Source organism: Streptomyces sp. NPDC050856, from assembly GCF_040653855.1.
Taxonomy (GTDB): domain Bacteria; phylum Actinomycetota; class Actinomycetes; order Streptomycetales; family Streptomycetaceae; genus Streptomyces.
Genome location: NZ_JBFAGV010000002.1, coordinates 316,538 through 328,266, shown reverse-complemented (window position 1 = coordinate 328,266; position 11,729 = coordinate 316,538). Strand labels below are relative to the sequence as shown.

Annotated in this window: 8 protein-coding genes and 2 pseudogenes; 9 read left to right on the top strand and 1 reads right to left on the bottom strand. The window is 76.6% G+C overall.

The genetic code is table 11. The features are described from left to right. Nucleotide 1 precedes the first annotated feature (1 nt). Complete coding sequence (locus tag AB0H53_RS03320) at nucleotides 2-538, bottom strand: HNH endonuclease (RefSeq protein WP_362106357.1); 537 nt, start codon at nucleotides 536-538, stop codon at nucleotides 2-4. 248 nt (nucleotides 539-786) lie between these two features. Here AB0H53_RS03320 and AB0H53_RS03315 point away from each other — a divergent pair, with 248 nt between their 5' ends. The 9 genes and pseudogenes from AB0H53_RS03315 to AB0H53_RS03275 all read left to right on the top strand — a co-directional run. Beyond that, nucleotides 787-1,842: a mechanosensitive ion channel family protein gene (locus tag AB0H53_RS03315; protein ID WP_362106354.1), complete on the top strand. Its 1,056-nt coding sequence runs from the start codon at nucleotides 787-789 to the stop codon at nucleotides 1,840-1,842. A gap of 209 nt (nucleotides 1,843-2,051) precedes the next feature. Next, complete coding sequence (locus tag AB0H53_RS03310) at nucleotides 2,052-3,338, top strand: ROK family transcriptional regulator (protein WP_362106351.1); 1,287 nt, start codon at nucleotides 2,052-2,054, stop codon at nucleotides 3,336-3,338. A 7-nt stretch (nucleotides 3,339-3,345) separates the two neighbouring features. Next, on the top strand, nucleotides 3,346-4,611 hold the full coding sequence (locus AB0H53_RS03305; RefSeq protein WP_362106348.1) for a 6-phospho-beta-glucosidase: 1,266 nt from the start codon (nucleotides 3,346-3,348) through the stop codon (nucleotides 4,609-4,611). Beyond that, nucleotides 4,602-5,579 carry a BadF/BadG/BcrA/BcrD ATPase family protein gene (locus AB0H53_RS03300; RefSeq protein WP_362106345.1) on the top strand — a complete coding sequence of 326 codons (978 nt, stop codon included), beginning with the start codon at nucleotides 4,602-4,604 and terminating at the stop codon, nucleotides 5,577-5,579. Before AB0H53_RS03305 ends, AB0H53_RS03300 begins: the two co-directional genes overlap by 10 nt. 348 nt (nucleotides 5,580-5,927) lie before the next feature. Beyond that, nucleotides 5,928-6,998, top strand: a complete 1,071-nt coding sequence (locus AB0H53_RS03295; RefSeq protein ID WP_362106454.1) for a hypothetical protein — start codon at nucleotides 5,928-5,930, stop codon at nucleotides 6,996-6,998. A 30-nt stretch (nucleotides 6,999-7,028) separates the two neighbouring features. After that, nucleotides 7,029-8,288: a hypothetical protein gene (locus tag AB0H53_RS03290; RefSeq protein ID WP_362106342.1), complete on the top strand. Its 1,260-nt coding sequence runs from the start codon at nucleotides 7,029-7,031 to the stop codon at nucleotides 8,286-8,288. A 519-nt stretch (nucleotides 8,289-8,807) separates the two neighbouring features. After that, nucleotides 8,808-9,719 (top strand): annotated as a pseudogene (locus AB0H53_RS03285) (tetratricopeptide repeat protein); the annotation flags it as partial. 3 nt (nucleotides 9,720-9,722) lie between these two features. Then, nucleotides 9,723-10,991, top strand: coding sequence for a PP2C family serine/threonine-protein phosphatase (locus AB0H53_RS03280; RefSeq protein ID WP_362106339.1), 1,269 nt, complete (start codon nucleotides 9,723-9,725; stop codon nucleotides 10,989-10,991). A 34-nt stretch (nucleotides 10,992-11,025) separates the two neighbouring features. After that, nucleotides 11,026-11,691: pseudogene (locus AB0H53_RS03275) on the top strand (hypothetical protein); the annotation flags it as partial. Nucleotides 11,692-11,729: the final 38 nt, after the last annotated feature.

The following is an 11,729-nucleotide window of genomic DNA, read 5'->3' as shown; positions in this document are numbered from 1 at the left end:
GTCAGGCGGAGACGCCGTCGATCCGGGCCATCGCGTCCTCGGCGCCGTACGGCTGGAGGTACGGCAGCCAGCGCGGGTCCCGGTGGCCGGTGCCGATGATGCGCCAGGCCAGGCCGGAGGGCGGGGCGGGCTGCTGGTGCAGGCGCCAGCCCAGCTCGCGCAGGTGCCGGTCGGCCTTGACGTGGTTGCAGCGGCGGCAGGCGGCCACCACGTTGTCCCAGGCGTGCTGGCCGCCGCGGCTGCGCGGTACCACGTGGTCGACGCTGGTCGCGACGGCACCGCAGTACATGCAGCGCCCGCCGTCGCGGGCGAAGAGCGCCTTGCGGGTCAGCGGAACGGGCCCCCGGTAGGGGACCCGGACGAACCGCTTCAGGCGCACGACGCTGGGCGCGGCGATCACCCGCGTCGCGCTGTGCATGAAGGCGCCGGACTCCTCGAGGCATACGGCCTTGTTCTCGAGCACGAGGACGAGCGCGCGGCGGAGCGGTACGACACCGAGGGGTTCGTACGACGCGTTGAGGACCAGGACATGCGGCACCGATGCCTCCTTGTACGCCGGCGGCGCGTGGCTCGCGCCGGGACGATCTGCTCTCAGTCTCTCCTCATGCCAGGTCGAAGCGCCACCACGTACCGGTAACGGGCTCGGAGTGTTTTCGACCACATCGAACTCATCCCCAGGTCACCCCGGGGTGAGACGTTCCTCTCCCTCGAACATGGCAACGAAGGACCCCGGGTGCCCCGTTAGTGTGGTTGGTCAGCCATTGTCATGCCTGGAGGTTCCCCGCCGTGTCCTTCCCATGGGCCGCCGAGCCCTCACCCCGCCCGGTGACGCTCGACGAGGCCGCCAAGCAGGCCGGTGAGGCCGCCGGCTGGGTGGAGGAGAACTGGTCCACCTGGCTGAGCACCGGCCTGCGCATCCTGCTGATCCTCGTCGTCGCGCTGGTCCTGCGCATGCTGATCCGCCGCGCCCTCACCAAGCTGATAGCGCGGATGAACCGCAGTGCCCAGGCGGTGGAGGGCACCGCCCTGGGCGGCCTGCTGGTGAACGCCGAGCGCCGCCGGCAGCGCTCCGAGGCCATAGGTTCGGTGCTGCGCTCGGTGGCGTCCTTCCTGATCCTGGGCACCGCGGGCCTGATGATCCTGGGCGCCTTCAAGATCGACCTGGCGCCGCTGCTCGCCTCGGCGGGTGTCGCGGGCGTCGCGATCGGCTTCGGCGCGCGCAACCTGGTCACCGACTTCCTCTCCGGCGTCTTCATGATCCTGGAGGACCAGTACGGGGTCGGTGACTCCATCGACGCGGGCGTGGCATCCGGCGAGGTGATCGAGGTCGGTCTGCGGGTGACGAAGCTGCGCGGCGACAACGGTGAGATCTGGTACGTCCGCAACGGCGAGATCAAGCGGATCGGCAACCTCAGCCAGGGCTGGTCCACCGCGACGGTGGACGTCACGGTCCGCCCGACCGAGGACCTGGACCGGGTGCGCGCGGTGATCGCCGAGGCGTCGGAGGCCATGGCCAAGGAGGAGCCGTGGAACGAGCGCCTGTGGGGCCCGGTGGACGTCCTGGGCCTGAACGAGGTGCTGCTGGACTCCATGACCGTCCGCCTCGCGGCCAAGACGATGCCCGGCAAGGCCCTGGGCGTGGAGCGCGAGCTGCGCTGGCGCATCAAGCGGGCCTTCGACGAGGCGGGCATCCGCATCGTGGGCGGCCTGCCGGCCCCCGCGGAGGACCCGGCCCCGGACCCGACGGCCGCCATGGCGCCCCCGTCGGCCTTCGCCGCCCCCACCTCGCCGCAGTCGGTCGCCACGACACCGCTCACCCCGCCGCCGAACCTGTCGAAGTGACGCCCGGCCCGGCCGCGACGTCCCCCGCCCGCGGGTGCGGGGGCGCGCGGGTGTGCGGGCCCGCGGTGTGGGGGTGTGCGCGGGGTGTTGACGCGCCCGCGCCCCCTGGCTAGGTTCCCGGGCAACGAACAGGAAACCTTCCTTACAGTCGGCGGAGAGCGGGTGCGGCCGTGTCCGGGACCCCCGGTACCCCGCGTGTGCTGCGGGCGATGAACGACCGGGCCGCGCTGGACCTGCTGCTGGCGCACGGGCCGCTGTCGCGGACGCGGCTCGGCGGACTCACCGGCCTGTCCAAGCCCACCGCCTCCCAGTTGCTCGCCCGGCTGGAGGCCGCCGGGCTGGTCGTGGCCGCCGGGACCAGCCGGGGCCGGCCGGGACCCGGCGCACGGCTGTACGGGGTGAACCCGCGGGCCGGGTACGCCGCCGGGCTGGACGTCACGCCCCGGCGCATGCGCGCGGCCGTCGCCGACGTGACCGGAGCGGTGGTGGGCGAGTACGAGTCGGCGACGCCCGGGCGGCGGGCCGGAGGCGCGGTGGCGCGGGTGGCCGAGGCGCTGGACGGGGCGGTGGAGGCGGCCGGGATCCACCGGCGGCAGGTGCGCCGGCTGGTGATCGGTACGCCCGGCGCGTTCGACCCGTCGACCGGGCGGCTGCGGTACGCGTCCCACCTGCCCGGGTGGCACTCCGCCACGCTGCTGGAGGAGCTGGCCGCCGCGCTGCCGGTGCCGGTGGCCTACGACAACGACGTGAACCTGGTCGCGGTGGCCGAGCAGCGGCTCGGGGCGGCGCGCGGCCACGAGGACTTCGTCCTGCTGTGGAACGAGGAGGGCCTGGGCGCCGCCCTGGTCCTGGGCGGGCGGCTGCACCGGGGGTGCACCGGCGGGGCCGGTGAGGTCGGCTTCCTGCCGGTGCCGGGCGCGCCGCTGGTCCGGCGGGTCACCCGGGCCAACAGCGGCGGCTTCCAGGAGCTGGCCGGGGCCCGGGCGCTGACCCGGCTGGCCCGCGAGCTGGGCGTCGCCGACGTGCCGAAGGGGCCGCCCGCGCGGGCCGCCGCCACGCTGCTGGCGCGCGCCGCCGAGGCCGGCCCCGGCCCGTACCGGCGGCTCCGGGACGTCTACGCGACCCGGCTCGCCACCGGTCTCGCCTCGCTGGTCGCGGTGCTGGACCCGCGGTTGGTGGTGGTGTCCGGCGAGGTGATCACCGCCGGCGGGGAAGCGCTGCGCGCGCGGGTGGAGGACGAGCTCGGTGAACTGGCCGCGTCCCGGCCGCGGCTGGTCATCGGCGCCGTGCGCGACCGTCCGGTGCTCCGGGGCGCGCTGGAGAGCGCCCTGGCGGCGGTCCGGGACGAGGTGTTCGACACCTCACGCGGGGACGGCGGGCACCCGGCCGGGGCCGGCGCCGTTCCGGGCGCCGCGCCGGCCGGAGTGAAGGCGCCGGCCGGAGGTGAAGGTGCCGGACCGGCCGAAGGTGTGGGACCGACCGAGGGGAAGGGCTGAGCCGCGTATGAGACTGGCTGTGGTGGGGGGCGGTTCCACGTACACCCCCGAACTGGTCGACGGTTTCGCGCGGTTGCGCGAGACGCTGCCGATCACCGAACTGGTCCTGGTCGACCCGGCCGCCGAGCGCCTGGAGCTCGTCGGAGGACTGGCCCGGCGGATCTTCGCCCGGCAGGGCCATCCCGGTGCCGTCACCACCACCTCCGATCTGGACGCCGGTGTCGCCGGCGCGGACGCGGTCCTGCTCCAGCTCCGGGTCGGCGGGCAGGCCGCGCGGCAGCGGGACGAGACCTGGCCGCTGGAGTGCGGCTGCGTCGGCCAGGAGACGACCGGCGCCGGTGGCCTGGCCAAGGCACTGCGCACGGTGCCGGTGGTGCTGGACATCGCCGAGCGGGTACGGCGGTCCAGCCCCGACGCCTGGATCATCGACTTCACCAACCCGGTCGGGATCGTGACGCGGGCGCTGCTCCAGGACGGGCACAAGGCCGTCGGCCTGTGCAACGTGGCCATCGGCCTGCAGCGGAAGTTCGCCGGGCTGCTCGGCGTCGCGCCGGGCGAGGTCCACCTGGACCATGTCGGGCTCAACCACCTCACCTGGGAGTTCGGGGTGCGGCTCGGCGGGCCGCGGGGCGAGGACGTGCTGCCCGGGCTGCTGGCCGGGCACGGTGACGCGATCGCGGCCGACCTGCGCCTGCCGCGCCCGCTGCTGGACCGGCTGGGCGTCGTCCCCTCGTACTACCTGCGCTACTTCTACGCGCACGACGAGGTGGTGGGCGAGTTGCGCGGCGGTCCTTCCCGCGCCGAGGCGGTCGCGGCGATGGAGCGGCGGCTGCTGGAGATGTACGGCGACCCGGCACTCGACGAGAAGCCGGCGCTGCTGGCCCAGCGGGGTGGCGCCTTCTACTCGGAGGCGGCCGTGGAACTGGCCGCGGCGCTGCTGGCCGGCGGCGGGCCGGCGACACAGGTCGTCAACACCCGCAACGACGGGACGCTTCCCTTCCTCCCGGACGACGCGGTGGTGGAGGTGCAGGCGGCGGTGGACGGGCGGGGGGCCGCCCCGCTGGCGGTGCCCGCCGTGGACCCGCTGTACGCCGGGCTCATCGCCCACGTGACGGCGTACGAGGAGCTGGCCCTGGACGCGGCGCTGCGCGGTGGCCGCGACCGGGTGTTCAAGGCGCTGCTCGCCCACCCGCTGGTGGGGCAGTACGAGTACGCCGAGACGCTCACCGACCGGCTGATCGCGCACAACCGGGAGCACCTGGCGTGGGCGTGAGGGCTTCGGTACTCGCGATCGACGCGGGCAACAGCAAGACGGACGTGGCCGTCATCGGCGCCGACGGGACGGTGCTGGGCGCGGCGCGCGGCGGGGGCTTCCAGCCGCCGGCGGTGGGGGTCGAGGCCGCCGTCGACGTCCTGGCCGAGGCGGTCGCCGAGGCGAGCGCGGCGGCCCGGCTCGCCGGCCCGCCGTACGCCGGCCATGTCTCGGCCTGCCTGGCCAACGCCGATCTGCCGGTGGAGGAAAGGCGGTTGGCCGAGGCGGTGCGGGCGCGCGGCTGGGGCGCGACGGCCGAGGTGCGCAACGACACGTTCGCGGTGCTGCGCGCGGGGGCCGACGAGCCGCGGGGCGTCGCGGTGGTGTGCGGCGCCGGGATCAACTGCGTGGGCATGCTGCCGGACGGGCGGACCGCGCGGTTCCCGGCGCTCGGCCGCGTCTCCGGTGACTGGGGCGGCGGTTCGGGGCTCGCCGAGGAGGCGATGTGGTGGGCGGCCAGGGCCGAGGACGGGCGGGGCGGGCCGACCGAACTGACGCGGACCCTGCCCGCGCACTTCGGGCTGGACTCCGTGTACGCGCTGGTCGAGGCGCTGCACCTGGGGCGGATCCCCCGGGAGCGGCGGCACGAGCTGGCGCCGGTGCTGTTCGCCACCGCCGCCGGCGGCGACCCGGTCGCGCGGGCGCTGGTGGAACGGCTGGCGGAGGAGGTCGTCACCATGGCGGCGGTCGCCCTGGACCGGCTCGGCCTGCTGGACGCCGAGGTCCCGGTGGTGCTGGGGGGCGGCGTGCTGGCCGCGCGGCACCCCTTGCTGGAGGAGCCCATCGGTCGGTCACTGGCCGTCAGGGCCCCCAGGGCGGTGCTCCGTGTGGTGACCCGGCCACCGGTGCTGGGTGCCGGGCTGCTGGGCCTGGACCACGTGGGCGCCCCGGCACGGGTGCGGGCGGCGCTGCGGGCGCACTACGGGTAGGCCCGCGCCACGGTGCGCCGAGCCGGGGAGGGACTGCCGGGGCGCGGTCCGGTGCGGAGGCAGCCCCGCCGGGGGAACCGATCGGGGCCGATCGTCGTGTCCCAGAGAGGGGTTGGGCCGCACGGGGGTGCGAGGGGCGGGGCGGGTTCCCGCACGGCGGGGCACGACCGGGGCGGGTGCGGCGACCGCCCGGCGCGGCAAGCACAAGATCGAGTCAAGCCTGGTGTGAACGCCGGCCCCTGTGGCCATACTGCGGTGAGCGACCGAGGGGGAGGTCACGTGACAGACGCACCGGACGCTCCGGACGCGCCCGCCCGGCCCGGGGCGTGGGCGGACGGCGGCGCACGGCTGCGGGCCGCGGCGACCACCGAGCCGGGGCGGCTGCGGATCCTCGGTGCCGTCCTGGCCGCGCCGGTCGTGACGTTCGGCGCGGTCACGGCCGTCGAGGTCACCGACCGCGCAGCGGCCGCGGACGACGTGGTGGGCCGCAGTCAGCCGCTGAGCGCCGACGCGGCGGACATCTACCGCTCGCCGGCGGACGCCGACACCGCCGCCGCCGGTGGTTTCCTGGCCGGTGTGCGGGAGCGCGCCGAGGTGCGCCGGTGGTACGAGAAGGACATCGCGACCGTCTCGCGGCTGCTGGTGAGGGCGGCGGCGAACACCGAGGGTTCGGCGGAGTCGGTGCGGGGGATCACCGTCCTGACCGAGAACCTCCCCCGCTGCACGGGCCTGGTCGAGCGCGCCCGCGCCGCCGGCCGGCAGGGACTGCCGCTGGGCGGCGCCCATCTGCGGTACGCCGACGCCGACCAGCGGATGGCCACCCGGCTGCTGCCCGCCGCCGAGCGGCTCCACGCGGCCGGGACCGCCCGGCTCGGCGGGAACGACCGTGCCGCGCGGGCGTGGCCGTGGCCGTCGCTCGCCCTCGGCGCCGTGGCCGTCGCCGCGCTCCTGTGGGCCCAGCGGCGTTCCCGCCTGCGCACCAACCGGGTGTTCGACGTCGGCCTGCTCGCCGCGACCGCCGCGGCGACGGTGGCCCTGGCGTGGCTGGCCGCCGGTCACGCGGTCGCGCGGGCGGACCCGCACGAGGCCGGCGCCCGTGGTCAGGATTCGCTCAAGGTGCTGAACGAGGCACGGATCGGCTCCCTCGAGGCGCGGGCCGACGAGACCCTGACCCTGGTGGCCCGGGGCGCGGTGCTCACCGACGACGGCAAGCACGACAAGTACGAGACGGAGTACGCCGCGGGGATGGACACGTTGGGCGCCGCGCTGGGTGAGGCGGGCCGGCTCGCCGACGACCCGGCGGGGCGCGCGCCGGTGGCCGACGCCGTGGGCGCCTGGGCCCGTGCCTACGACACGTGGCTGCGCGCCGACCTGCCGGGGATATCCGGCCCGCCGGTGCCGAAGTACCGGACCGACTGACCGAAGCGGGCGAGAGCGGAGAGGTGATCGATGGGCGTCACGGGCCCTCCCGGGCAGGTGATGGACCGGGACGAGGTGGACCGTGCGCTGGCACGGCTGGGAGCGGAGCACAAGGCGGTGGAGGACTCGCTGCTCGCTCTGCAGGACCACGCGGGCCGCAGACTCCTCGAAGGCGCCGAGCTGACCGGCACGACCAGGGACCGCTGGGCCGGCGCGGAGCGGACGATCGGCCTGCTGTGGACGTACTTCGACGCGTACACCGCCGCCCTGGACGACGCCCGCCGGCTGCGTGCCCGGCGGCGCTGGCCCAGCCACGAGGACTTGGTGGAGCTGACCGAGCGGCTGCGCGGTGAGAGCGTCACGGTCCCCGGCGGCGGTTCGGCACTGGCCGAGCGGTTCACGCTGGAGCGGCTGGTGGACCGGATGAACGAGCTGTACGCGAGCTCGCTGGACCTGATCGTGACGGCCGACGCGGTGTGGTCGGCGCTGCCCGCGCGGATAGACCTGCTCGCCGCCGAGCTGCGCCGTACGCGGTCACTGGCGCACTCCGTGGGGGTGCGCCCCGGGGAGCACCCGGCCGGGGACGACCTGGAGTCGATCACGCGTGAGCTCGCCGCGCTGCGGGCCCGGGTGCTGACCGACCCGCTGGCGTTCTGGCGTCCGGCGGCGGGCAGTTCGGCGCCCGGCGGTGGGCGGCCGGACACCGAGAGGTACGACCGGGCGGCCCGGGCCCTGGAGGAGGTGCGCCGCGAGATCGAGGCGGTGCTCCAGGTCCGGCAGGACTCGGAGGCACGGCTGCTGCGGCTGCGTGACGTGCTGTCGCGGGCCGACCGCACGCTGGCCGAGGCGCGGGCGGCCCGGGGCGAGGTGCTGGCGAAGATCGCCGCCTCCGAGGTGCCGGCGGTCAGTGGCCCGCCGACCGCGCTGCAGGAACGGCTGGCGATCGCCGCGGAGTACCGGCGCCACGCCCAGTGGCACCGGCTGTCGCCGCTGCTGGAGGCGCTGGAGCGGGAGGCCGAGGAGGAACTGCTGCGGGCGCGCGAGTCGTTGACCGCCGTCACGGCGCCGCTCGCGGTCCGCGCGGAACTGCGCGGGCGCCTCGACGCCTACCGGGCGAAGGTGGCCCGGCACGGTCTGGCGGAGGACCCGCTGCTGATCGAGCGGTACGACCTGGCGCGCCGGATGCTGTGGAGCGCGCCGTGCGACCTGCGGGCGGCCGAGCAGGCGGTGCTGCGCTACCAGCGGGCGGCCCTGGAGGCGCTGTCCGGGCCACCGGACGGCGGACGGTAGGGGGAAGGGCCCGTGAAGAGCTGTCAGCGCCCGGGCTGCGCCGGTTCCTGCGAGGACATGGGCGGCGGTGAGCTCTGCTGCGACCACTGCGGGCTCCCGCCGCTGGGGGCCGCCCCGGCCGGCCGGCGGGAGCCCGGGGCGGGCCTCGTGGCGTCGCCACCGACGGGCGTCGCCGGCGGTCGCGGAGGCGGGGGTGCGGGCGGCGGCACGGGCGGCGGCTCAGGCCCCTCGGCGCGGCCGTCGGGGGGCCCGCCGTACGCGTCCGGCGCCTCCCCCGCCTCCGGCCCGGCGCGCTCCCCGGCGTCCCGCCGCCCGGTGCCGGGGCGGCGCTCCGGCGGCCTGTCGGACGGTGCCGGCACGGCGTCCCGCTCGGTGTCGGTGCGCAGTGCGGGCGGGTCCGCCGGCCGGTCGGGCCTGTTCGGCCGGGCCCGGGTGGCGAGGAGGAAGAACGGTTCCGCAACCGGGTCGCCGGCCGCCCCGGGCCCCGCCCTTGCCGTGGCGCCCCCGCCGGCCCCGTTCGACACCCACGCCGGCGCGCTGGCCCTCCCCGTGCCGCGCGTGGACCCGGGTGACCCCGGCGCCGGGATCCTGGCCGGGCTGCCGGCCGCCGCCCCGGCCGAGCTGGTCGCCGCGCTGCGCTCGGCTCCGGTGAGCTCCCCGGAGCCGCGGCTGCGCGAGGTGCGGGCGCACCTGGAACTCGCCGACCCGGTCCGGGCGCCGGAGACGCTGGCGGCGCTGGAGGAGCGGTACCCCGGCGACTGGCGGGTCGTCTGGTACCGGGGTGTGGTGTCGCTGGCCACCGGTGACCACCACCGGGCATCGCTGTCCTTCGACGCGGTCCACGACGCCTTCCCCGGCGAGCCGGCCCCCGAGCTCGCCCTGGGCGTGTGCGCCGAGGTGCTGGGCCGGACCGGTGACGCCGCCGGGTACTACCGGCTGGTGTGGAGGACCGACCCGGGCCATGTCAGTGCCGCGTTCGGCCTGGCCCGGGTGCGGCTGGCGGCCGGTGACCGGGCGGGAGCCGTACGGGTCCTGGAGTCGGTCCCCGAGGCGCCGGTCCACCGGACGGCGGCCCGGGTCGCGGCCGTGCGGGCCCGGCTGCGCGGCCGGCACGGGCACGAGCCGCCGCTCGACGACCTGACCGCCGCGGCGGGCCAGGTGGCGGCGCTGCGCCGGGCCGGTCTCGACACGGTGCGCGGTGCGCGACTGACGGCCGAGGTACTGGGTAAGGCACTGGACTGGGTACTCTCCGGTAGCCCCGGGGCGAGGCCCGAACAGGCCCGGCTGCTCGGCAGCGAACTGGACGAACGCGGCTTGCGCCTCGGCCTGGAACGCTCGTACCGGGTGCTCGCCCGGCTCGCTGAGCGCGGCGAGGAGAGGATCGACCTGGTGGAGCGGGCCAACCGCCTCCGCCCCCGGACATGGGTGTGAAGGATGTCGCAGATGCACCAGCTGTCCGCCTGCCCCAGCTGCGAGGAGCCGCTGGAGTCGGGTGACCTGTTCTGTGGCGCGTGCGGGTACGACCTGTCGGTCGTACCCGCGCCGCCCGAGGAGCGGCCCGCTCCCCCGGCCGGTTCACCGCCCGGCGGTGTGGCGCGGCCCGGTGGAGCGGCCCGGGGCGGCGGGGACTTCGAGCTGCCCGCCCCCGGACCGCGCGGCGCACAGCCGCCCGCACCGCCCGCGCCGCCGGGACCTCCCCGGTCGCCGGCAGCACCGCCGCCGGCGGTGCCTTCCCCGCCCGCCGCACCACCGCCGGCACCGCCCGCCGCACCGGCGCCCGCCTCGGCCGGGTCGTGCGTGGCCTGCCGGACCGGCCGGGTGGACCCGGACGGGCACTGCGAGAACTGCGGCCACGCCCAGCCCCGCGAACGCGACCACATGGAACGGGAGCTGGGCCCGGTCGCCGCGGTCAGCGACCGGGGGCTGCGCCACCACCGCAACGAGGACGCTTTCGCGGTGTCGACCACCGCCCTGCCGGACGGCTCACCGGCCGTCGTGGCGATCGTCTGCGACGGGGTGTCGTCGGCCACCCGCCCGGACGAGGCGTCGGCCGCCGCCGCGACCGCGGCGAACGACTCACTGCTCCGGGCGCTGCCCGGCGGCACACATCCGCGGCAGGCGATGCACGAGGCCATCGTCGCCGCCGCCGGGGCGGTCGACGCCCTCGCCGGCCAGGACGAGGACGCGGGACACGATCCGCGCCGCCACCGCAACGCCCCGGCCTGCACCGTGGTCGGCGCGGTCGCCGCCGGTGGCCTGCTGGTGGTCGGGTGGGTCGGCGACAGCCGGGCCTACTGGGTGCCGGACGACCGCGACGTCCCGCCGGCCCGGCTCACCGAGGACGACTCGTGGGCCGCGCAGATGGTGGCGACGGGCCTGATGAGCGAGGCCGAGGCGTACGCGGACGCCCGCGCCCACGCCATCACCGGCTGGCTGGGGGCCGACGCGTACGAGGTGGAGCCGCACACCGTCTCCTTCGAACCGGACCGGCCCGGTGTGGTGGTGGTGTGCACCGACGGCCTGTGGAACTACGCGGAGGGTGCCGAGGAGATGGCCCGGGTCGTGCCGCCGGACGCCGCCGCCCGGCCGCTGCACAGCGCGCGGGTGCTGGTCGGCCACGCGCTCGACGGCGGCGGCCACGACAACGTGACGGTGGCCGTGCTCCCGTTCGCCGCCTCCGCGCCGGGGGCGGGACCGGCCTGAGCCCGGGTGGCCGCCGGTCCGGTGGTCCGCCCCCCTGCTCCCACTGTCGTACGGGAAGGGGATCGCGGGCGTCGCCCCGCGACGGCGGACGCCGGCCGGGGGCGAGCCCAGGTACGTCACGCGAGTGGCGCCGACCGTCGAGGACCTGACGGGCCGCCGCATTGGGGCGGGGCCGCGCGGCGCGGCGGGGGGACTGCCCGACCGGCTCGTGGGGCAACGAGTCACGCGACTACCACCTGTGCTGTACCCGTGCCGGAGGCCGGGGCCGGCCAGGGGATGCCGGCCCGGTCCCCGCTGTCCTGCCCGGCCCGGCGGGCGGGACGCCGCGCACGCTCGCTCAGGGTCTGGTGCGGGCGGTGTGGACGGATGACCTGACCGCCCGGACCGCCATCAGCCCCCGGGTCTCCCACTGCGCCGGACAGGCCGAATCGGCGCAACTTGCCCACAAGGCATTGAAGCCCGCAAGGCAGGCGGTTTCCCGGACGCCACCGTAGAGCTGGGCCGCGCGGTGCGGCTTGCGACCGCCTCGGGCAACACGGACACTGCGAAACTGCTTGCGAAGGTGGTGGACGTGGTCGACGTGGCGACGGGTACTGTGCGACTGAAGGCGAAGGTCGCGGAAGCGGACAGGATGACGCTCGAAACGCGCTCCACCAAGACCGTTCGCGTGCAGGAACAGAACGAAGAAGTAGGCATCTGACCGGCCCCCGGGGGGCCGCACGGGGAGAGGGGGAAGCG

Excerpts from the sequence above, each read along its gene's own strand:
- AB0H53_RS03310 (WP_362106351.1), top strand. The coding sequence starts at position 2,052 with ATGAACGACCGGGCCGCGCTGGACCTGCTGCTGGCGCACGGGCCGCTG.
- AB0H53_RS03305 (WP_362106348.1), top strand. The coding sequence starts at position 3,346 with ATGAGACTGGCTGTGGTGGGGGGCGGTTCCACGTACACCCCCGAACTG.
- AB0H53_RS03280 (WP_362106339.1), top strand. The coding sequence starts at position 9,723 with ATGTCGCAGATGCACCAGCTGTCCGCCTGCCCCAGCTGCGAGGAGCCG.
- AB0H53_RS03290 (WP_362106342.1), top strand. The coding sequence starts at position 7,029 with ATGGGCGTCACGGGCCCTCCCGGGCAGGTGATGGACCGGGACGAGGTG.